Source organism: Gudongella sp. QWL-04 (assembly GCF_058683975.1).
Genome location: NZ_CM178754.1, coordinates 1,670,957 through 1,694,454, shown reverse-complemented (window position 1 = coordinate 1,694,454; position 23,498 = coordinate 1,670,957). Strand labels below are relative to the sequence as shown.

The 23,498-nt window shown below is 40.4% G+C and carries 18 protein-coding genes, 1 tRNA gene and 1 riboswitch; of the genes, 17 read left to right on the top strand and 2 right to left on the bottom strand.

Features of this window, described 5'->3' with window-relative positions:
* Positions 1 to 213: 213 nt before the first annotated feature.
* The 14 genes from AC4PHB_RS08435 to AC4PHB_RS08370 all read left to right on the top strand — a co-directional run bounded on the left by AC4PHB_RS08435 (position 214) and on the right by AC4PHB_RS08370 (position 18,023).
* Positions 214 to 1,047 carry a MurR/RpiR family transcriptional regulator gene (locus tag AC4PHB_RS08435; RefSeq protein WP_492136004.1) on the top strand — a complete coding sequence of 278 codons (834 nt, stop codon included), beginning with the start codon at positions 214 to 216 and terminating at the stop codon, positions 1,045 to 1,047.
* A 47-nt stretch (positions 1,048 to 1,094) separates the two neighbouring features.
* On the top strand, positions 1,095 to 2,063 hold the full coding sequence (locus AC4PHB_RS08430) for an ABC transporter permease (protein ID WP_492136003.1): 969 nt from the start codon (positions 1,095 to 1,097) through the stop codon (positions 2,061 to 2,063).
* 12 nt (positions 2,064 to 2,075) lie between these two features.
* Entirely contained in the window at positions 2,076 to 2,927 is an 852-nt protein-coding gene (locus AC4PHB_RS08425) for an ABC transporter permease (RefSeq protein WP_492136002.1), read from the top strand.
* Entirely contained in the window at positions 2,927 to 3,904 is a 978-nt protein-coding gene (locus AC4PHB_RS08420) for an ABC transporter ATP-binding protein (protein ID WP_492136001.1), read from the top strand. The genes AC4PHB_RS08425 and AC4PHB_RS08420 overlap by 1 nt, the downstream gene beginning before the upstream one ends.
* Positions 3,891 to 4,889, top strand: a complete 999-nt coding sequence (locus tag AC4PHB_RS08415; protein ID WP_492136000.1) for an oligopeptide/dipeptide ABC transporter ATP-binding protein — start codon at positions 3,891 to 3,893, stop codon at positions 4,887 to 4,889. The genes AC4PHB_RS08420 and AC4PHB_RS08415 overlap by 14 nt, the downstream gene beginning before the upstream one ends.
* 47 nt (positions 4,890 to 4,936) lie before the next feature.
* Positions 4,937 to 6,550, top strand: coding sequence for an ABC transporter substrate-binding protein (locus tag AC4PHB_RS08410; protein WP_492135999.1), 1,614 nt, complete (start codon positions 4,937 to 4,939; stop codon positions 6,548 to 6,550).
* Positions 6,551 to 6,622: 72 nt separating this feature from the next.
* Positions 6,623 to 7,975, top strand: coding sequence for a M14 family zinc carboxypeptidase (locus AC4PHB_RS08405; RefSeq protein ID WP_492135998.1), 1,353 nt, complete (start codon positions 6,623 to 6,625; stop codon positions 7,973 to 7,975).
* Between the two features lie 13 nt (positions 7,976 to 7,988).
* A complete protein-coding gene (locus AC4PHB_RS08400; protein ID WP_492135997.1) occupies positions 7,989 to 9,365 on the top strand; it encodes an MATE family efflux transporter in 1,377 nt (458 codons plus the stop codon).
* 16 nt (positions 9,366 to 9,381) lie between these two features.
* Positions 9,382 to 11,388 (top strand): DUF4910 domain-containing protein, encoded by a 2,007-nt coding sequence (locus AC4PHB_RS08395; protein ID WP_492135996.1) that lies wholly within the window; start codon positions 9,382 to 9,384, stop codon positions 11,386 to 11,388.
* Positions 11,389 to 11,416: 28 nt separating this feature from the next.
* On the top strand, positions 11,417 to 13,876 hold the full coding sequence (locus AC4PHB_RS08390; RefSeq protein WP_492135995.1) for a molybdopterin-containing oxidoreductase family protein: 2,460 nt from the start codon (positions 11,417 to 11,419) through the stop codon (positions 13,874 to 13,876).
* Between the two features lie 242 nt (positions 13,877 to 14,118).
* Positions 14,119 to 14,637, top strand: a complete 519-nt coding sequence (locus AC4PHB_RS08385) for a 4Fe-4S dicluster domain-containing protein (protein ID WP_492135994.1) — start codon at positions 14,119 to 14,121, stop codon at positions 14,635 to 14,637.
* Positions 14,634 to 15,404 carry an ankyrin repeat domain-containing protein gene (locus AC4PHB_RS08380; protein ID WP_492135993.1) on the top strand — a complete coding sequence of 257 codons (771 nt, stop codon included), beginning with the start codon at positions 14,634 to 14,636 and terminating at the stop codon, positions 15,402 to 15,404. The genes AC4PHB_RS08385 and AC4PHB_RS08380 overlap by 4 nt, the downstream gene beginning before the upstream one ends.
* Before the next feature lie 35 nt (positions 15,405 to 15,439).
* A complete protein-coding gene (locus tag AC4PHB_RS08375; RefSeq protein WP_492135992.1) occupies positions 15,440 to 16,846 on the top strand; it encodes a glutamate synthase subunit beta in 1,407 nt (468 codons plus the stop codon).
* 1 nt (position 16,847) lies between these two features.
* The gene (locus AC4PHB_RS08370; protein WP_492135991.1) at positions 16,848 to 18,023 is read left to right on the top strand and encodes a cation diffusion facilitator family transporter; all 1,176 of its coding nucleotides are present in this window, start codon (positions 16,848 to 16,850) and stop codon (positions 18,021 to 18,023) included.
* Between the two features lie 94 nt (positions 18,024 to 18,117).
* Here the strand turns inward: AC4PHB_RS08370 and AC4PHB_RS08365 are convergent.
* Positions 18,118 to 18,194: transfer RNA gene (locus AC4PHB_RS08365), tRNA-Pro, on the bottom strand.
* A 163-nt stretch (positions 18,195 to 18,357) separates the two neighbouring features.
* Positions 18,358 to 18,456: riboswitch (SAM riboswitch) on the top strand.
* Between the two features lie 67 nt (positions 18,457 to 18,523).
* Between AC4PHB_RS08365 and metK the strand changes: the two genes are divergently transcribed.
* From metK to AC4PHB_RS08350, 3 genes are all read left to right on the top strand, one after another.
* The gene (gene metK / locus AC4PHB_RS08360) at positions 18,524 to 19,705 is read left to right on the top strand and encodes a methionine adenosyltransferase (RefSeq protein WP_492135990.1); all 1,182 of its coding nucleotides are present in this window, start codon (positions 18,524 to 18,526) and stop codon (positions 19,703 to 19,705) included.
* Positions 19,706 to 19,791: 86 nt separating this feature from the next.
* Complete coding sequence (gene recD2 / locus AC4PHB_RS08355; RefSeq protein WP_492135989.1) at positions 19,792 to 22,011, top strand: SF1B family DNA helicase RecD2; 2,220 nt, start codon at positions 19,792 to 19,794, stop codon at positions 22,009 to 22,011.
* Between the two features lie 14 nt (positions 22,012 to 22,025).
* Entirely contained in the window at positions 22,026 to 22,670 is a 645-nt protein-coding gene (locus tag AC4PHB_RS08350; RefSeq protein WP_492135988.1) for a ComF family protein, read from the top strand.
* Here the strand turns inward: AC4PHB_RS08350 and AC4PHB_RS08345 are convergent.
* Positions 22,667 to 23,470, bottom strand: coding sequence for a YihY/virulence factor BrkB family protein (locus tag AC4PHB_RS08345; RefSeq protein ID WP_492135987.1), 804 nt, complete (start codon positions 23,468 to 23,470; stop codon positions 22,667 to 22,669). The two genes, AC4PHB_RS08350 and AC4PHB_RS08345, sit on opposite strands and share 4 nt — an antisense overlap.
* Positions 23,471 to 23,498 lie beyond the last annotated feature (28 nt).

The following is a 23,498-nucleotide window of genomic DNA, read 5'->3' as shown; positions in this document are numbered from 1 at the left end:
TCTATGTTGAATCACAATTTTCACCTCCCAAATCCATTTTACCAGCTTAGTAATAGCACTTACAATTTATTTAAGCAATGTGATGCTGTCCTAAACACAATTTTCAAATAATTCTTGACATCCTTTTCTATTGTAACATATTATGTAAGTAATGAAGTAAATAATTCACAAATAAACACAAAATGAAGGAAAAACAACATTAGGGAGGGGAATATGGATTTTTTGGTATTGATAAAAAATAATTATTCCAACTTTACAAAATCTCAAAAGTCTATAGCTGAATACCTAATCAATGATCTGGAGGAAGCGGTATTTCTGACGGCTATGCAGATAGGAAAAAAACTCGGGGTTAGTGAAACATCTGTCATAAGGTTTGCCCATACTCTTGGGTATGAAAATTTTAGCACTATGAGTGAAGCATTAAAAAGCAGTTTTATTAATAGGTACATGAGAGAGAAAATTGAGATTACCAATGGTGAGAATTACACTGAGAATATTGGAGACTATCTGGAGAAGTATGTTCTTGGAGAAGTAGAGGAATATAAACTGATTAGTTTTACAGAGTTTAAGGCAATCGCTGACCTAATAATGAATGCCAGCAAGGTTTTGATCATTGGATATATGGATTCCTTTGGTATATCTTCAGAGCTCTTACATATGTTGGATATGAGGAGAGAAAAAGTCTATTTTTATAGATTGCTATTCGACGAGAGGAACATTTTATACGATATGGATGAAAACTCTCTATTAATTACAGTGTCATTAAGCCCGCACTACAGATACACATATGTCCATACTAAGACTGCAATAGATGGAGGCTGCAAAGTAGTCACTGTTACAGACAGCATAATAAACCCCTACAATGACATCGCCGACCATTCATTGGTATTTGAGCTGGAAAAGGATCCCAAGGATGGATTGAAGGATACTTCAAGCATTGCAAAGTTTATTTATTACCTTGGTAGATACCTAAATGAAAACTATGAGGGTAAAATAGAAGGCTATCGTAATAGTCCTGAGTGGAGATCAGAACAGTTTCTTGACTAGGTTTTTCGATCAATAAAGATCATGTTTAATAAAGGAAGGTGAAAGTAGTGAGCAGGTATTTGAAGAAAAGGGTATTGACCGGAATACTATGTATATTCGTTGCCCTTTGTATCAACTTTATTATAATTCATGCTGCCCCAGGTGATCCCATAAGGATACTTGTCGGTCAGGATAATCCAAACCCACAAATAATAGCAGATTTAACTGCGAAGTATGGGTTGGATCAACCAAAAATCGTACAATTTGGCAAGTATGTTCTCAACCTGTTTAAAGGTGATATGGGCGTCTCAATATATACTAATGAACCAATAACAGATATGATCTCTCAGAGAATGCTGCCAACCGCCTTGTTAGCCTTTACTTCAGCTATTATGGCAGCTTTGCTGGGAACTGCGCTTGGTATATTTTGCGCAAGGCGTGTTGGTAGTAAGATCGATGCAACGATGGGAAGTATAAGCTATCTCTTCGATGCGACCCCAAGCTTTTGGCTGGGACTGATGATGATCCTGGTTTTCGCATCTACACTCAGAGTGCTGCCTACATCAGGGATGATAGATGTACGTATGGACTACAAAGGCTTTGCAAAGATGCTTGATGTAGCAAAACATATGATATTACCTGTTTCAACAATGACTTTGACCTTGATACCATACTACTTCAGGATCGCCAGAGCATCGATCCTCCAGGTAATGAATGAGGATTTTGTAACTACACTGCGTGCAACTGGAATGCCAGAGAAGAAAATATTCAGGAAATACATATTTAGAAATGCAATTTTACCTACCATTACTGTTTTTGGGATTCAGATGGCTTACCTTGTGACTGGATCAGCAATTGTCGAGATAGTGTTTTCCTGGCCAGGTATGGGAAGCTTTGTAATGACAGCTATAACAAGAAGGGACTACCCATTACTGATGGGTATATACCTTGTGCTAAGCATCAGCGTAGCTATTATGATGATAGTAGTTGATGTTGTATATTCGTTGCTTGATCCTAGAATCAGGCACGAAAGCTAAGGGGAGGACAATATGATTCTAAAGAATTTTACAGCTGCAGTTAAAGACAACTCACAACTTAAGGTCGGAATGACTATGCTGGCTCTCCTTATAATTGTAGCAATTCTTGCACCTTTTTTGGCTCCTTATGATCCTTATGCCCTATCAGATGATATGGTTGTAGGGCCAGGCTTAAAGTACCTTTTAGGCACAGACGGCTTAGGAAGGGATATCCTGTCGATGATACTTTACGGGACCCGAACCTCCCTTATAGTCGGCTTTACGGCAGCAATGATAGCGGGTGTTATAGGTACTCTGCTGGGAGGAATATCCGGATACTTTGGAGGTAAAGTTGATGGAGTAGTTGGTGAGATGATAAACGTATTTATGATGATGCCAACATTCTTTTTGATACTAATAATAGTAGCTCTTTTTGGCTCAGGACTATTCAACGTCATGATAGTCATCGGCTTGACCACCTGGGTAGGAAATGCCAAGCTGATGAGAGCTCAGGCAATGAGCCTTAGGGAGCGAACCTTTGTGAAAGCTGCAGAAGCTATTGGAGAAAGTAAAATAAAGATATTATTTAAGCATATAATACCAAATGGGCTTTTTCCAATAATCGCAAACACCACAATGGGAGTTGCAGGAGCAATTCTTACTGAATCAAGTCTTGCATTTTTGGGATTAGGCGATCCAAACGTAATAAGCTGGGGTCAGATCGTTCAAAATGGTAAGAGTTACCTTGTAAACGGATGGTGGATGTGTGTGTTTTCAGGTTTGGTCATAATATTTACAGTTGTAACATTCTATCTTATAGGTGATGGCTTGAATCGAGTTCTTAGCCCTAAGCTAAGAAAGCTCGGGAAAGGAGGTCGAAACTAATGGCTCTACTTTCTATAAAAAATCTTTCAGTAACATACAACTCTGACGGGAAAAAAGTGAAGGCAGTCGACAGTTTCAGTCTTGATGTTGAACAGGGAGAATCATGGGGGATAGTAGGAGAATCCGGATCAGGAAAAACTAGCTTGATTATGGCAATATTGAGACTGCTCCCAAAAGATTCTTCAGACGTTTCAGGTCAAGTATATCTTGAAGGCCGGGAGCTTCTGAGTATGGATGAAAGGGATTTGGCTGCTCTAAGATGGCAGGAGATGTCACTTGTATTTCAAAAGTCAATGAATGCACTTAGTCCAGTTCATAGGATCGGGGAATTTATGAGTGATATTTATAGGAATCATAAGCTGAAGTCTTCGAAGAACGAAGCCAAAGATAGAATAGAGGAGCTGTTGGCGCTAGTGAACTTGCCCAAACAGGTTTACAGCATGTACCCTCATGAGCTGTCCGGAGGCATGATGCAAAGAGTAAGTATTGCGTTGAGTCTTATGTTTAATCCAAAACTGATTATTCTTGATGAAGCAACGACAGCCTTGGACGTTGTAACACAGACTCAGGTATTGGAAGAGATTATGGAGCTTGAAAAAAAATTAGGTTTAACCAGGATAATGATAACCCATGATATATCTGTTGTTGCCTCCACTTGTAAGAATGTCGCTGTGCTATATGCAGGAAGATTACTGGAGGCTGGCCCTGTCGAGGAAGTACTTGCTAACCCTATGCATTCTTATACTAAGGGCTTGATCAGCAGCTTCCCTACCTTTGGCGACGATCATGAGCCTCTTAACAGCATAGGTGGTTTTCTGCCTGATCTTTCTAACCCTCCTAAGGGCTGTGTTTTCTACCCAAGGTGTAAGAATGGAAAGGAAATATGTATGCAGCAAGTCCCAATTTTAAGGAGATTAGGAGATAATAGGTATACTGCATGCCACTTCCAGGGAGGTGACAAGATTGACACAAAATAAAGACTTTGCACTCTCTATGGTAGGCGTTAAAAAACATTACAAAAGTAAGAAAAAGTACATAAACCATAATGGAAAAGAAGTCAAGGGTGCTTTGGTAAAGTCCGTAGACGGTGTTAGTATCAATCTAGATCACGGAGAGATTTTAGGGATCATAGGTGAGTCTGGCTGCGGGAAGAGTACCTTAGGCAAGCTAATAGTCCGTATGGAGACTCCCACTGACGGTAAGATCAGTATTAATGGAATAGATTCTGAGTCATTACTGAATAGAGACCGTCTGAGCTTCAGAAAGACTATACAAATGATTTTTCAAAACCCCTTCGATGCATTTGACCCAAGATATACGATCGGCAAGATCCTTTTAGACACTCTTAAGCTGCATAAAATTGGGAGAGATCTCACTGAAAGAAAAATCATGGTATCTCAAAGCCTCGAGGCAGTAGGGCTAAACCCTGCAGATAAATTTTTGAATAGGTTTCCTCATGAATTATCAGGAGGACAGCTGCAGAGGATAGCAATATTGAGGTCAATGCTTTTATCTCCATCAGTCATCGTAGCTGATGAACCAGTCTCAATGCTGGACGTATCAATAAGGGCTGAGGTTATTAATATGCTCTATACTGCGGCAAAGGTTAATCATGCAGCGCTTGTATTCATCAGTCATGATATTCAGACCACAAGATATATTTCAGATAGAATAGTGGTTATGTACCTTGGGAAAGTTGTGGAGATGGGAAATACAACCGAAATTTGCACAGATCCAAAACATCCGTATACAAAAGCACTTATCTCAAACTGTGCCAGTGTGGATCCAAGAGAAAAGAGGACTCCTATTAAGCTTCCAGGGGAGCCTCCAACTCCGATTGCAATACCTCCTGGGTGTTCCTTTGCTCCAAGGTGCCCAATGGCGTCCCAGGAATGCAGAGATAATGATCAAATTTTAAGAGAAATACGTGAAGGTAGATTCGTAAGATGTATGAAGAGCTGACTAAGGCTTTAAAAAATTAACATAAAACTATGGGAGGGTTAATTAAGATGAAGAGAACAAGACTGATTGCAATGGTCCTGACATTTGTAATGGTAATAGCAACAATGTCAGGGTGTACGAAAACTGTGCAGCCTGCAGAAAACCCAGCACCTAACGAAAGTCCGGATGGTGTAAAAAGAGGCGGAACAATGGTTATTGCACAAAGTGCTGAACCAATTACTCTAAATCCGGATGGGAAACCTGACGACAACGACATCTTGCTTGAACAAAACGTATTCAATAGACTTTTGAAGACTAACAACGATCAGGAGGTTATCCTCGATCTAGCAACAGGTTATGAGGTCAGCGAGGATGGACTTGAATACACATTTATACTTCCAGAGAATGTTAAGTTCCACGATGGTCAGCCAATGACATCAGCGGATGTTGTATTTACATTTAATGAAATACTAAAGCAGGGCACCTTTGCTTCAGCTATGCTACAGGGTATTGAGCAAATAACTGCACCTGATGATTTTTCTGTGGTATTTAAACTGAAGGCAATCGATGCAAGCTTCCTGGGCACCTTAGCATTTAATGGAACCAGTATCCTCCCCAAACATATATATGAAGGTATGGACTGGATGGGTGCAGACTCTATGGCAGCTCCTATAGGGACAGGGCCATTTAAATATTCCAGCTGGGATAAAGGGATAAAGATGGAGCTTGTTAGAAATGATGAGTACTACCTTGGACCAGATGTACCTTATTTGGACAAAATTGTTATTACATTTATAAGCGATGCTAATACAGCAATGCAATCCTTCTATAATGGGGAACTTGATGTACTCGGTATAATTCCCCCTTCGACTGAGTATGACAAGCTTCTCAATACACCAACAATAACAGCTGATAAGGTAATATATCCATCCAGATTCTATATAGCCTTCAATCTTGCTGAAGAACCCTATGATGATATAAATCTTAGAATGGCAATAGCACATGCAACTGATGCAGATGATATGATCAACAAAGCACTTAAGAACATAGGCATGAAGGCTACAGAATATATGTCCCCGGTTTTCTCATGGGCATCAAATTATGAGGAAAATGCAAGAGTTCCCGAGTTTAATCTTGACAAGGCTATGGCGTATATGGAAAAGACAGGTTTAACTAAGGATGCAAACGGCAATTACCTAAGTATAACCGTTGATACTTATAATTATGAACCATTTCCAGACCTGGCTCAGGTAATGAAGGATCAACTTAAGAAAATCGGGATCGATGTTACCATTAACATGCTTGAATACGCTGCCTGGGATGAAAAGGTATCAGTAAACAAAGACTATACTATAGCATTGACTGGAGGTTACCAAGGTCCGGAAGCTAGTAATCTAGCCGATAGAATAGTTACCGGAGGATATCTGAACTTCTTGAATTATTCTAATCCTGAAATTGATAGATTGATGGCTGAAGGAGCCTCCCTTCCAACCTTCGAGTTAAGAGCTCCAAAGTATAGAGAAGCTCAGGCTATACTTGCGAAGGACGTTCCAATGGTACTAATATCTGAGTGGTTGGGATATATCCCTTATATGTCATATGTGAAGGGTCATCCAGCTTCAGCTGATGCTGTAGATAAAACTGCATTTGGAGAGATGACTTACGTTTGGTTGGATAAATAGACTAATAAAAGCTGCAGATGGATCCGTAATCCATCTGTAGCTTTCAAATACAAAGCAGAGAGGACTTGACTCATGAATATCGAAGCAATTCTGTCCGTAGTGCCAGACTATGATTATTTTTATACGGTTGATGAACTGGATGCATATATGCTTAAAATCGCTGAAAACCATCCTGAAAAGGTTACTGTTACTGAAATTGGCAAATCAAGGAAAGGGCATCCCATACTAGTATTGAAAATTGGAAATGGAGCTAAGAATGCACTTTGTTTTGCCTGTCCACACCCAAATGAACCAATTGGCGCAATGACAATAGTGACCTTGATCGATCTTTTCATCGATAATGACGAGCTATTAAAAGAGACAAGGCACACTTGGTACTTGATAGCATGCATAGATCCAGATGGTACCAGACTAAATGAAGGCTGGTTTAAGGGACCATTTACACTTACAAATTATGCAAGAAACTTTTACAGACCACCTGGCTTTGAACAGGTGGAATGGACATTTCCCTTCAATTACAAGGGTATGTATTTTAACGAGCCCATTCCTGAAACTAAGGCACTTATGAGGATTATGGAGGATATAAAACCTAATTTTATGTTCTCGCTTCATAACGCAGCATTTGGAGGTGCATATTGGTATTTGAATAAAAACATCCCTGACCTTTGCTCTGAACTTGAGTTTTCAGCTGTTAGGCAGAACATACCTCTACAACTTGGCGAGCCTGAGGCTGCATATATCGAGAAATTTTCTAAGGCTGTTCACAGTATGTTAAGTATGACTGCGTATTACGATTATATGGAAAAGTATACAGGTTCGATCCCTGAATCCGAAATGCTTTGTGGAACTAGCAGCTCAGATTTTGTAAATACTGTTAGTGATTGCACTACACTTATGGCAGAACTGCCGTACTTCAGTGACTCAAGAAGCGAAGATCTATCAATGACGGATGTGGTAAGACGTGACTCTATAAAAATGAACCTAGAGTTGGCTACTAAGCATTATGAATTCTTGAAGAGTATCTGGTCAGGCATAAGTAATTATTTCAGCGAGGGAAATCCATTTTATTCTTTCGTTGAAACTTGTATACAGGGCTCAGATACTAATAATGAAGCCAGAATAAAACAACTGGAGGAAGAAGAGTTCAATAGATTTGCAACCGTATCTGAACATTTTCACAACGTATACGGTTCGAGAATATTTGAGTGTTTAAACCTGGGTATGATGGTTAGAGCTTGCGATTATGAAATTAATAAAAGTGAAATTGCAAATACTGATCTAACCGGATATAGAGAAAAATTAATGATTGAATTTAATGAGCAGTGCACATGGCTTGAAAAAAGCATCTCGTATGAAGTATTGCCGATAAGAAAATTGGTGTCAGTGCAGATTGAAAGTGCATTAACTACTGTAAAATATATTTAGCTGGGAGATACACATGGAAGCAAAATCAAAACTAAACCAAACAATTGATATGACAACCGGACACCCGATCCCCTTGATAACCAGGTATGCAATTCCAATATTATTAGGGAACATTTTTCAACAGCTATATACTGTAGTTGACGGTATGGTAGTTGGTAAGCACGTTGGGGATGAAGCTATGGCAGCTGTAGGTGTTGGATTTCCAATAACCTATATGATTATATCCCTATTTATTGGCCTCGGGGTAGGAGCCTCAGTTGTGGTAAGTCAATTTTTTGGTGAGAAGAATCATTCGGGAGTGGGCAAGACGATAACTACCATGAATTCATTTCTGTTACTTGCATCTATCCCAATAACATTATTTGGAATACTTACAGCTGAACCGTTGCTAAAGCTCTTAAACGTTCAGGATGAGATATTAGGGTTGGCGAAGCTATATATGACGATTTATTATGTCGGACTTCTTCCACAGTTTGGTTATAATGTAAATAGCAGTATTTTTTATGGCATAGGCGATAGTAGAACACCCCTGAAGATGTTGGCAGCCTCAAGTATACTTCATGTATTCTTAGCATACATATTCGTAGCTGTTCTTCCATGGGGGGTAGCCGGGGTAGCCTGGTCAACTGTTATATCTCAATTTTTTAGCTGGGCACTGAGTATCATAGCAATAAAAACTAAGCATCCGGAATATGAATTCAAGCTTATGAGAATCAATATCGACAAAAATTGTTTTAAAGAAACCATAAGGATCGGGATACCGACGGGATTTCAAAATATCCTTTTCTCAATAGGCATGATGGTCATGCAGCCCCTAATTAACTCACACGGTGTTGAGTACATTGCAGGCTATAATGCAGCTGTAAGAGTAGATGGATTCGTTTTTATGCCTGTAACTGCTCTTACTAATGCCATAACTACTTATGTGGGACAAAATATAGGCGCAGGTGACATTGAACGGGTCAAGAGCGGTATCAAGTCGTCCCTGCATATAATCCTGGGATTATGTATAATACTTTGTATAATTGTTCTACCATTTAGGTATCAGCTATTATACCTTTTTACAGATAGCGAAGTCGTAGCGGCAAGAGGTAACGCTTACCTTTTAAGGGTGATCCCATTTTACTTTATATCCACCCTTCAGTATTTGTTCATTGGCGTATTACGGGGGGCGGGGGAGTCGTTGGTACCCACGGTTGCTACATTAGTAAGCCTATGGGCAGCCAGGGTCCCTTCAGCCTTTCTACTTGATAAGTATTTAGGAGGAGACAATATGCACTGGTGCTACGTCATAGGTTGGCTGTTTGGTCTACTTATACTTATTCCTTATTATTACTCAGGCAGATGGAAGCGAAGGGCACAAAAAATTGTAAGATCAAAGGCTGTATAGTCTGGGAGGACATGGGATGATATCAGATAAAGTAAGTATAATCAAAAAAGAAGTAGATACTGGTAAAATGATGAATACCATAAGAGAACTTACCTCCTACCATAGGATACAGGGTTCACAGGGCTATAGAGATGCTGCGGAATTTTGCTGCGATCTTCTTAACGGGTATGGGATTTATGCAGAAATACTTAGATATAAAGCTGATTATGACCTGAAATTCCTTACCATGAACAGCTTCAAGGAATGGAACTGCAGAGAGGGATATTGTGAGTTAGTATTCCCTGAAAGAAGAATGCTGGCAGATTACAGTGAGAGAGTACTAAGTATCTTTCAAAAGAGCTTCCCCTGTGACCATAGAGAAAATCCAGTCGAGATTGTATTATTAGACTGCAATGCCTCAGAGATCGATGATAGCTTTGATCTCAAAGGGAGAATAGCTTTTGTTAGAGGAAACTTTAACGATTATTACCATAAGGTAGTGGAAGAGCAGGGAGCAATCGGAATTATAACTGATTTTGCAGGGGAAATAGAGGGGATCAGGTCAAGAGAAGAGTCTAACGGAATATTAAAGTACCACACCTTCTGGTGGAGCAGTGAACAAATAGAAAATAAACCATTTGGGTTTGTCATAGATCATGGAACTGGAGACACATTGGAAAGTATATGTGTCAAGTTAAGAAAAGATCATATTGAAAATGGCTCATTGCCAATGTATCCGGCCATAAGCTGTTATATTGATTCTGATTTTAAAAGTGGAGCATTTGAGAATGTTTCTGCTGAGATAAAGGGGATAATAGATGAAGAAATACTTTTGATAGCTCATCTATGCCATCCCAGGACGAGTGCAAACGATAATGCAAGCGGTGTTGCAGCTGCTATTGAGTCGCTTAGAGCAATTGATTCGCTAATCAAATCAGGCAAGCTTGGAGCTCCTCTAAGGACCATAAGAATTCTTCTTGTCCCTGAATATACTGGTACATACGCATTCTTGGACAATCATAGATCGGAATTATCAAAAATTAAGGCAGGGTTGAATCTTGACATGGTAGGAGGAAACCAGAGCCTTGGCTATGGCCCTTTGACCTTAAGCGGACTTCCAGGAAGTAAGCCGTCATTTGTAATGAACATAGCAGAGCTGATTTTTAATGAGACGGTAAATGACTCTGATGGATTTGCAGGCTCGGGAAAGGTTCCTTCAATAAACAACCATGTTTCAGGCTTTACTACTGGAAGTGATAATTTCATTTTGTCAGATCCGACAATCAGTATACCGACTCCGATGCTTGGTCAATGGCCGGATAAGTTTTATCATACTAGCAGTGATACTATCGATGTAATAAGTGAAGAGATGATGGTGATTTCTGCTTCAACAGCTGCTTCTTATGCATATGTACTTGCCAACTTAGATGAAACAGATATCATTGAGGCATTTGGAGGCATTTATACAAGAATGAGCTCGGAACTTGCAGAGCTTGCATTGAAGATAAGCTCTGGCAGAGCAACTGATGTTGAAATAGCTTCTGGATTTAATTATCTGATGAAAAGGAGTATTGGTGCAGCTGAAGATGTGATTAGATTTGTTGGTCAATCAAGTGACGCTTCAAAACTTATAAGAGATGCAATTATATCCATGAAAAAACTTGGTGAAATGTATTGGAAGTCTCAGATGGAGCTAACTGGCTTAAGAAAAAATATGGATATGGCAGCAAATCGAACCGTAGACGAAAGAATTCCTAAGAGGTCATATATCGGACCGATCAACAACCTTATGGACTCAATTAAAGACCACGAGGATCAAAGACCAGAACTAAAGGAAAGGCTTGTTAAGCTGCGAACTAGATTTGCAGACTCTTACTATACTGAGCTGATGCTTCAGTATCATATAGATGGAACAAATACTGTGTCAGACATAATTGATCGAGTACTACTGGATTGCAATTCAACAGATGCAGATGCTCTATTTGGATATCTAGGTATACTGGAAGAAGTAGGCTTGATAACTATGTCGCAAGACATATCATGAAAGTAAGCGTTAGAAAGGAACGATAAATATGGGAAAAAAGGTTGTAAGAACACTCCACCCAATGCATTGCGGAGGTGGTTGTCTGCTTAATCTTCACATGAGCGACGGCAGAGTAGGAAGCATAACCTCTGCTGGAGATATACCAAGAGCAGGTTGCAGAGAGCTGGACGAGTCACTTGGACCAATCCAAAGGAGAGCTTGTCTTCTAGGACTATCGGAGAAAAAGAGAATAAATGCACCGGATAGGCTTAAACATCCTCTTATCCAAATGGGAGAAAGAGGAGATCCCAAGGGCTTTAAGAAAATTTCATGGGATGAAGCTCTGAATATTATTACAGGTTGGTATAAAGAAGCTTTTGACCGCAAAGATGAATTAGGTTACCTCCCGATCTGGGATGAAGGCGGGATATCTAAATATGTCGGTCCTTATCTAGCTAGGTTTGGAAACCCATCCTCAGGGAACCTTCGAGCTGCGACCTTTGCTGCATTAGGTGATTATGCGACATTAAGAGGCAATCCTGTTATGGATATATTCAATTCAAAATTTATACTGATATGGGGAAATGATACTCAGGCAACAGTACCTTACCTTTCCTTTGCCATGATGAAGGCTAAAGAGCAAGGCATTCCAATATCAGTTGTAGACGTCAGGGCGACTGAAACTGTTTCAACATTTGCGACCGGAGTGGATGAAGTACCTGCCCATATATGTGTAAGACCAGGTACTGATGGAGCTATGTTGGCTGCCATGGCTAACGTTATTTACAGAAGAAATCTGCATAATGAGGATTTTATAAAGAATTATTGCTTTGGATTTTATCCTGGAGATGAGGTTGAGAGCAAATCTCCAAAGCTACATCCAGTAAGCGGTGAATCTTATTATGGAAAGATATTTAAGGTCCCTGAAGGGCAATCATTCGTAGAATACCTTGATCAGCTCGAGCTTGAAAAGGGCGGATACTCAGGAGTTCTTAGTTGGGCTGCAATGCTTACAGGAACAACTGAGAAGATCATCGAAGCTTTGGCAATAAAATACTCGACGACCAAACCTTCATTCATATGCTCAAGGCTTACAGGACCTCAAAGAACCCACAATGGAATGTATTTTTCATGGCTTCTTATAGCACTAAGTGCTATGACTGGAAATACTATCAAAAGAGGCGGAGGCTTTGGGGAAATCAGAGCTGATGATGGCTACGCAGTGGAAATGGAAGCCCCTGAAACTGAGGAGGGGTTATTTGATCCTGTCCTATTCTCATCGTTTAAAATAAATGAGTTTCTTCTGACAGGATCCGACGGAAGGAGTCTGTCAGAGCTTCGAAGTGATATAAAATCTATGAATGGGATCGACATAGGAGAGAACAAGGGACTTCAGGTAGACATGTACATAAGAGGTGCTATTGGAGGTAACGTATTCAATCAGTATCAAAATATAAATAGGAAAAGGGTAGCTTGGGAAAGGCTGAAGCATGTCGTATCTTATGAACGCTTCATGTCTACGACTGCAGCATGGTCAGACATTGTACTCCCAGTGGTTACTGATTTCGAAAGAGAGAAGTTTTTGACTCAAACTGTCGGGGACGTATATATTGCTACTGGACAAGTAGCGGGAATGTACGAGGCTAAGCCGGATGAGTGGATCAACGAGCAGCTTGCAGTAAGACTTGGGATACATATTCCTACACCCAGCAGTACTGATGAGGAAAGAATGAAGGAGCTTTGGGACAAAGCCACTGTGCCTGAGGATTACAAAAAAATCAATCCCAACATAACCTTGCCTGCCTTCGATGAACTTAAGGAAGCAGGGAATTTTCAGCTGCCAGTGCCAAAGGAAGAAACATACATTCAGCTTGCTAATATAAATCCAGGTGAATTTGATACTGATACTGGCAGAATAAACTTTTTCTCCCCATATTATTATGAAAGAAACAGAACCGTACTCAAATCAAGCAGGGTTCAATACGTACGCCCTGAAGAAGGGTATGAGGAAATACTGGAAAATGGAGGGAAGCTGGGATTAAAAGGCGTAAAATACCCTATCCAGTTTATTACTCCACACGTATCTCACAGAGCACTGTCAACCTATGGGAATTCAGCACTGATATCGGAGCAAAGACCACATGTGGTTGAAATACATCCACTTGATGCTAAACCAAGAGGGATAGAAAATGACGATAACGTCTATGTTTTTAATGATGCAGGCTGTATTAGGATCAGAGCCAAGGTTACCAATAGAATACTCCCCGGAGTCATCTCTATTGGACAGGGAATGACCTATAGGCCTAGCTTGCATGAAACATTTGAAGCATGGTTTGATTCAGACGGGGATGGTATCCCCGAAAAACATATAGTGCCTGTGGACGTTGGGGGTTGTACGAATTCCATAACTACAGAGCGAAATTCAGGAGTATTGGATCCCTTCCTTTGCGGACTCGGCTTGAATGCAGGTGGAGCACTCTGTGAAATAAGCAAAATAAAACCTATTTAGATAGACTGGGGGCAGGTGATAATATGGAACAATGGGGGTTCTACTTTGACCAAACCAGATGTACAAATTGTTTGGCTTGCGTGATTGCCTGTAAGATTTGGAATGAGGACAAAAGGGGAGACGCACACCTAACGCCTGAGCTTACGTGGCTAGATACAGAGCTTTACAGTGAACCAAATGAATATGAAAACTTAATCGGAAGCGATGGTGAAATCAATTTTGGTGAATACAGTAAGTTTCATATGAAAGAAAATTGGCGGAGAGTATACTCAACTGAACTGGGTGAAATTCCTCCAAACGTAGACATTCTAAATCTAAGCGTGTCTTGTAACCATTGCAGCGAGCCTGGATGTGTCGAGGCATGTCCAATGGGAAGAATAATAAAGGAAGAAGAGTTTGGTATAGTAATGATCGATGATTCCAAACATTGTATATCCTGCGAGAGATGTAAAGACATTTGTGAATGGGATTCACCACAATTTTACAAGCAGATTGATAAAAGCAAGCTGCCAAGTCATTATGCACCTAAAATGACTAAATGTAATTTATGTATAGATAGGATCAAAGATGGATTAAAGCCTGCGTGCGTAGCAGCTTGTCCAATGAGAGCCTTAGAAGCAGGGCCAATAGAAGAATTAAAGACTGTCCACCCTGATTGGGATGATTCAGTAGACAACCTTCCTGAAAAAGTAAAGGAAGGAAAGCCTTCGATGGTTCCTAATATTATCTTCAAACGTAAAAAAGCGAGGTTGTGGAAATGAATAACATAGTATCGAAACTTCCGACCAAACCATATATTTCCAAGGGAATATATGAACAACTCAAAGCTTCAATAATTAATGAAAACATTGAAACAATAAGCTATTTGCTGGAATCAAGTTTGGACATTGATTCAGTTGACATCACAGGAGAAACTCCATTGCTTTTTGCTATAAGGAACAATAAGTTAAATTCTACAATTTATTTGATTAATATAGGTGCTAAAGTTGATAAGAGAGATAATAATGCTGTAACGCCACTAATGGAGCTTTGCAGATCAAATATATCCTATGATATTTTAAAACAAGTCATCTCTTCATCAAAGTCTATCAACTCAAAGAACAACCTGGGAGATACGGCTCTTCACTTGGCTTCTTATAATGGCTATATTGAGACTGTCAAGCTGTTGGTACAGCATGGTGCTGACGTGAATAGCGAGAATCGCAAAGGAGAGCTGCCGATCCATAAGGCTGCTATTTATGGCTGGACCGAAGTCGCTATGTATCTGACAGAAAGTGGCTCGAACGTAGAAAAAGCAGATATTTATGGGAATAATATCAAGCATCTGGCTTACTTCTACGGCTTCAGTGACTTTATTGAATTTGTTGAAAGAATTCTTCCTGATAACGATATAAAGAACAAAGAAGGTAAGACGCCGTCCCAATGTATCAACCAAAGACTAAGCTACAATTTGAAGGAAGACCGAGAGAAAATAATCAAGCTTGCTAAAGAATACGTTCTGAATTATAAAGAGGTAAGGAAAAACTGATATTTTAGTAAATAAACTAGTTTTGGAGGATTTTGATGGCAACTAAGGATGGTTACTTAGATTTTAGTAGAAAAGATTTCAAATACAGACATACCGAGGAACGTATCTGTGATTATGACGAGCTGATCATGATTCAGAATGAGGATGAATTAAAACGACAAGCAGCAAGATGTATGGGCTGTGATATTCCGTTCTGCTTTGCATTGGGATGTCCGCTCCATAATCGTATACCCGAAATAAACGATCATGTTTTGAGAGGTAATTATAAGTCAGCTTACGAGATTCTTAAGTATGCAAATCCTTTCCCTGAATTTACTGGAAGGATATGCCCTGCACTTTGCGAGTATTCATGCTCGTTGTCTATGACGATGGCTCCTGTGACTATTAAGCAGCTGGAGCTCCAAACTATAGAGAAAGCTTTTGAATATGGCTTTGTTTATCCTGAAGTGCTAGAGGGGATTGGATTGTCAGTAGGCATAATCGGTTCAGGACCATCAGGACTTGCTGCAGCTAGTGAGCTCGTTAGTCAAGGCTGGGATGTTACGGTATATGAAAAGAGAGAAAAAGCAGGAGGATTACTAAGATACGGCATACCAAACTATAAGCTGCCTAAGGATCTGATCGATAGGAGACTTGCAGTTATGCAGCAAGCAGGAGTCGAGGTTATTACAGGTGTGAGTGTTGGAAAAGATATTTCTATGGATGAGATCAGACAAAGGCATGATGCGGTCCTTCTATCCATTGGAGCAGGGAAACCCAGAGATTTGAACATACCAGGCAGAGAAATAAACGGTATCCATTTTGCTCTGGAATTCTTAAGTCAAGAAAATCATATTAATAAAAATACCGAGATAAACGCAAAGGGCAAGGATGTTTTAGTAATTGGAGGAGGCGATACCGGCTCTGACTGCATTGGAACTGCAAGACGACAAGGTGCAAAAAACATACTGCAGATAGAAATAATGCCTCAGCCCTATACATGGAATGAAAAATATAATCCTGAATGGCCAAATTATCCAAGATATAACCGGATCTCCAGCTCACATGAGGAAGGTTGTACTAGAGACTTTTGCGTCAATACCAAATCCTTTGTCTCTGAGAACGGAGAACTTAAAGGTGCTATGTGTGTCAGGGTCGAATGGGAGAAGAAAGAAGACGGTTCAATGGTAATGAAAGAGCTGGAAGGCAGCGAATTCTTCGTTGAAGCTGAGTTGATACTCATAGCTATGGGCTTTCTGCATCTGGAGCATATACAAATGCTTGACGAGCTTGGAGTCGAATATGACAAGCGAGGAAATTTAACTGCTGAATCTCAAAGCATGTTAAAAGCAAACAACATAATTGTTTGCGGAGATGCATTGACAGGAGCATCGCTTGTAGTAAGGTCTATGAGAAGTGGACTTGAATCTGCACGGGAAATAAATAAGACATTTAGGAGATAGCATGTTTTTAGATAAAATACTTTTAAAATTAGTGGAGAACGGGAACTATAATGATTCAGAGAAAAGGCTTAAAATAGGTTACTTTGCAGGTTGGATTGGAGTGATCGTGAATCTTGCCTTAGCTTCCATGAAGGTGGCAATAGGAATATTTATGTCGTCTATTAGCGTAGTTGTTGATGGAGTAAATAACTTTGCAGATTCCGGATCCTCAGTAATAACTCTTATTGGGTTTAAGCTATCGAGTGCACCTGCTGATAGAGAACATCCATATGGTCATGGGAGGATCGAATATGTAGCTGCTATGCTGGTTTCTTTTATCGTTATATTAGTAGGAATCCAATTCACAAAATCTTCAATTGAGAAAATTTTGAATCCACAGCCGGTAACCTTTGAAATCATGACATTTGCAGCTATAATAATGTCCATATTGGTTAAAATTTGGCTTAGCAGATTCAACAAAAAGCTTGGAGAGATGATAGGATCATCAAGTCTTAAAGCCTCTGCTGCTGATGCACTTGGTGACGTTTTGATAACAACTGTAGTTGCAGTCTCGATCGTTGCCGGACAGTTCACATCCCTGCCAGTCGATGGGGTAATGGGAGTTCTCGTCTCAATATTTATAATCTATGCAGGCTATAACCTGGTTAAGGAGACAGTTAATCCCTTGATTGGAGAAGCAGCACCAACTGAGCTGCTAGAGTCGATCTATGGAATAGTACTTAGTTATGACCATATATTGGGAGCACATGACCTAGTAGTACACAGCTATGGAGCAGGAAAAAATATGGCTACGATCGATGTTGAAATACCATGCAACATAGATATTGTAACGATTCATGACATAATCGACGAAATGGAAAAGGAGATAGATAGCAAGTATAACATCGCTACTGTGATTCATATGGATCCGGTTGGATTTGAGACTGATGAAAACAATCTTATTAGAAATAAGATCATCAAGCTATTTAAAAGCAAAAGATGTTTTAGGTCAATCCATGATTTTAGAGTTACAGATGATCCGGGAAATAGATCAGTTGAAATGCATGTAGTCTTGGATGGGGATAAGCTGAGTAAAGAAAATAGCAAGGAATACTATAAAAATGACATGGAAAAATTAGTTAAGGAAAGTTTCGGTTTCAAGGATTGTAGTATTACCATTGATGTTGAGTATTCATGAAAATCCACAGTTGATTGTATCTGTGGATTTTTGGTTAAAGAGGAGTCCAAAAAAATAAAAACGCAGTGATCATGAAGATCACTGCATTCATTATTGGTCGGGGTGAGAGGATTTGAACCCCCGGCCCCATGGTCCCAAACCACGTGCGCTACCAAACTGCGCTACACCCCGACGTTTTGTGTCAACTATTTAATTATAAGCTGAGTCTTGAAAAAATGCAAGAGCTTTTTACAAATGAATTTTCATTATATCAATAAAAATCTATACAATTTTTATTGACTACTTAAACTAGTTATGATAGCATATCATTCAGTGAAAATTAAATATCTTGATTACCTTATCAAGAGAGGTGGAGGGATAGGCCCGATGAAACCCGGCAACCTGGTAATGCAGGTGCTAATTCCTACAGAATGAAGATTCTGAAAGATGAGGTGTAGTGAAAACTTACACCGTTCCTTTTGGAAGGGTTTTTTTATTATCTAAGAAAGAGGAGGAAACAAATGAAGAAGTGGTTATTTACATCAGAGTCCGTTACTGAAGGTCATCCAGACAAGATCTGCGATCAGATTTCTGATTCGATACTTGATGCGATCATCGAGCAAGACCCTGAAGCAAGGGTTGCATGTGAAACAATGGTCACCACAGGTATGATAATGGTAGCTGGAGAGATTACGACAAAATGCTATGTGGACATACCTAAGATAGCTAGAAAAACAGTTGAGGAAATAGGCTATGTAAGAGCTAAGTATGGCTTTGACTCAGATACTTGTGCAGTTTTGACATCAATAAATGAGCAGTCACCTGACATAGCCCTGGGAGTTGACAAAGCTCTTGAGCAAAAGGAGCTTTCGGAGGACGAGCTTGATAAGATAGGAGCAGGTGACCAAGGCATGATGTTTGGTTTTGCCTGCAATGAAACAGAGGAACTTATGCCGTTGCCAATTTCCCTGGCTCACAAGCTGGCAAGAAGACTTTCTGAGATAAGGAAAAATGGAACACTTGATTATCTCAGACCTGATGGTAAAACCCAGGTAACAGTAGAATACCACGACAACAAACCGGCAAGGATAGAGAATGTTGTTGTTTCAACACAGCACAGTCCCGTCATCGATCTTTTACAGCTTAAAGAGGATATCATCGAAGAGGTGATCAAGGCAATTATACCTGCCCATATGATAGACGAGGACACCAAGTTCTACGTAAATCCTACAGGCCGATTTGTGATCGGTGGACCAATGGGAGACGCTGGTCTTACTGGAAGAAAGATCATAGTCGACACATACGGCGGCTATGGCAGACACGGCGGAGGGGCTTTCTCAGGAAAGGACCCCACGAAGGTAGACAGGTCAGCGGCTTATGCTGCAAGATATGTTGCAAAGAATATAGTTGCAGCCGGACTTGCAGACAAGTGCGAGGTAGGACTTGCCTATGCAATAGGTGTAGCTCATCCTCTTTCAGTAAATGTTGAGACCTTTGAAACAGGGAAAATCAGCGATGAGGAGATAAGAAAGCTCGTCGAGAAAAACTTTGATTTGAGGCCGGCAGCTATAATCAGAGATCTTGATCTGAGAAAGCCGATTTACAGAAAGATTGCAGCCTATGGTCACTTTGGAAGAACTGATGTGGATTTGACCTGGGAGAGAACAGATAAGGCCGAAGCCCTTAAAAAAGCTATAAAGTAGTATGAAATGCCTGTATCTGGCTGATTTAGAATGCCTGATGCAGGCATTTTTATGTTATAATCTTCCTATAGCAAGGAGGTGGGAATTTGGAAATCCAGGGAATAGTTGAGGATATAATATTCAGGAATGAATCAAACGGATACACTGTTGGAAAGCTTTATACTTCTGATGGAAGTGTTACCATAGTAGGTATAGCACCTTTTCTGCATAAGGATGAAGCAGTTTTGCTTGAAGGAGAGTGGGGATACCACAGCCGCTTTGGAGAGCAATTCTTATTTGATTCATTAAAGTCCATCATGCCCACCACAACCAAGGGAATAGAAAACTATCTTAGCTCCGGACTAATACCTCACATAGGTCCAAAGACCGCTAAAAAAATTGTCGAACACTTTGGGCCTGAGGCTCTTGACATAATCCAATATAATCCTCAGAGACTTCTTGAGATAGAAGGGATTGGGGAGAAGAAGCTAAGAAGGATAATGGAATCCTATGACGATCAAAGGGAGATGCGGGATGTGATGGTAGCACTCCAGAACTATAGCTTAAGCATAAATCAAAGCATGAAGATATATAAGCAGTACGGTAAGGATGCTGTGAATGTTGTTAGGGAGAATCCCTACAGACTGGCTGAGGATATATCTGGTATGGGCTTTAAGACGGCTGATGAGATCGCATCAAGGCTTGGTATGGACAAAAGCTCACCCTACAGACTGGAGGCAGGCTTGAAATTCGTTATGATGAGTGCGGCAGGAGAGGGACACTGCTATCTTCCAAGGGAAGAGCTAATGAAAAAGACCATGCAGCTGCTCCAGGTGGGAGAAGAAGGCCTTGAAGGCGCATTGACCGCCCTGCTATTAAGGCAGAGCTTCCATAACTCCCAATCGGGAGATGAATCGAGGATATACTACATGCCATATCATACGGCTGAAAACAATGTTGCCAAGGCACTGGCTGAGCTTAGTCTTGCCCAGAGGGAGGATATTTCGGAAGACACCGATACATGGATCGAACAGCTTGAGAAAAAGCAAGGCTTCCCATTCGGAGATAAACAGAAGCTTGCTATAAAAGGCGCGATCGAAAATGGTACGATCGTCATTACCGGCGGACCTGGTACTGGGAAGACCACGATAATTACTGCAATAATTGACCTCCTGGAAAGAGAAAGAAAACGAGTTGTCCTGGCAGCTCCTACCGGTCGTGCTGCAAAAAGAATGACAGAGGCTACAGGGATGGAGGCAAAAACTCTCCATAGGCTTCTTGAGATAAGCTATATGAACGAGAACCTGCAGTTCAGCAAGAATGAAGAAAGTCCTATTGATGCCGATGCAATTATTGTAGATGAGATGTCTATGGTTGATATACTTCTTATGAATAATCTTGTCAAGGCTATAAAGCCTGGAACCAGGCTGATAATGGTTGGGGACGTGGATCAGCTGCCGTCAGTGGGAGCCGGAAACGTACTGAGGGATATAATAGATTCCGGCGTAGTTCGGGTAGTAAGGCTTGACGAGATATTTCGCCAGGAATCAGAAAGTATGATAATAGTGAATGCACACTTGATAAACAAAGGAGAACCACCACGCCTTAATGAGAAGGGCAGAGATTTCTTTTATATCCACAAACCAACCGGTCAGGAGATAAGGGAAGAGATCGAGGAGCTTACTACTACAAGGCTGCCCTCCTTTTACGGTTATGATCCAATTAAGGATATCCAGGTACTGACTCCAATGAGAAAGGGAGATGCAGGGGTTGCTGCATTGAATAAGTCACTTCAGCAGGCATTGAATCCACCTTCGAAAAACAAGGCAGAAAAGCTTATTGGAGATGAAATATATAGAGTCGGCGATAAGGTCATGCAGATAAGAAATAATTATCAGGCGATGTGGACCGTAGATGTAGAGGGAAGACCCTACGAAGAAGGAGAAGGGGTATTCAATGGCGATTTTGGATTCATCAAGTCAATAGATGAGGAAGAGGGTGTAGTTACGGTACTGTTTGATGATGACCGTGAAGTACAGTTCGAGATGAGGCAGATGGATGACCTTAAGCTTGCTTATGCCACTACTATCCACAAATCTCAGGGAAGTGAGTTTCCAGCGGTGATAATCCCCATTTTTAGCGGACCTCCGATGCTTCTAACCAGAAACCTCCTCTACACGGCTGTTACAAGAGCCAGAGATCTTGTCGTCCTTGTAGGAGATAAAAAATACATGTATATGATGATACGCAATAATCAAATCGCAAAGAGGTATTCCTCGCTGAATACAAAACTAAGAGACTACTTCCACTTCATAATAAGTGACTGAGAGGAGCGAAGAAAATGCTGCTGAAGCTTCTTTTTCCTACCGAAAACTTTTGTTATTTCTGTAAAGATGAAACACCATATCTTGAGGGAAGGCTTTGCAGAGACTGTCGAGAGAATTATGAGCCCATGCATAGAGGATTTTCACTAAGAGATGACTCGATAGAAAAAGTTTACGCATCCGTTTTCTATAACAGCTTCGCAAGGGAGATAGTGCACCAGTTCAAGTTCAACGATAAAAGCTATATGTATGAACCGATTGGCCACATGATGTATTTGACGATTATTGAAGAGTCACTGACAGAATTTGACCTGATCATTCCAGTACCTATACACTGGAGAAAAGAAGCAATAAGAGGATATAACCAGTCCCAGCTCCTCGCAGAAGAGCTTTCAAGACGAACTGGCATACCGATAGATAAGAAAAGTCTAATTAAGTCCGCTTGGACCAGGGAACAGAACAGGCTTACCAAATATCAAAGGGAGGAAAATTTGAAAGGCTCCTTTGCCACAAGGAATGGAGCCAGTATGTTTGGTAAAAGGATACTTCTGATCGATGATATTTACACAACGGGAAATACCCTAAAGGCTTGTGCAAGTCAGTTAAAGAAGGCTGGAGCAATGGAAGTAACCGGTCTGGTCTTTGCAACCATGAACGGTTAGGTGTCCAAGTCCTTATACAATGCACTTCTATCCGGATTGACCTTAAGTCCATTTTTTCTCATATCCTCAAGTGTAGCATTTATCTCGCCGCCAAGAACTATAACGACGCTGCTGTAATATATCCAAATAAGAAGGACGATGACTCCTCCAAGGCTTCCATAAGTAATGGCATATTTTCCGAAGTTTGCTACATAGTATGAAAGCAGAAGAGAAAGTGATACCCAGGCAACTGTTGTAAATACTGCTCCTGGAAGGACCTCTCTCATAGGGATCCTTAGGTTTTTACCTATATTTGGACTAAACTTATAAAGCAAGGCAAAGATAAGGATCATATACCCAAGGGGTATTATGTATCTAAGGTAATTCCAAAGAGTAGTGAAGGAGTCCCCATAGCCAAATCTATCAAACAAAGTCCTTGCAAGCACCGGACCTAATATAAGTGATATCATAACTATTGTTATCATTAGCAGAAGGGCTAATGTAAACAGAACGGATAGTCCTCGCAGCTTTAGGAAGTGTCTGTTTTCAGCATAATCATAAGCTAGATTGATTGCCTTGATGATAGCTTTGACCCCGGAGGATGCAGTCCAGATTCCAAGGAAAGCTGCTACAGATAAGAGCTCCTGGCTGCTGGATCTGGACAAGTCATTCAGAAATCCTTCAATTATTGCTACAATATCAAGAGGCAGGAAATGTATCAAATCTAGGATTGCTCTTTCACGCACAAGTGAAGTATAGCTAAGTAGATTGAGCAGAACGATCAGGAAAGGGAAAATCGACAAGATCAAAAAATAAGTCAAAGAGGCTCCTGACCATAAGACATTGTGA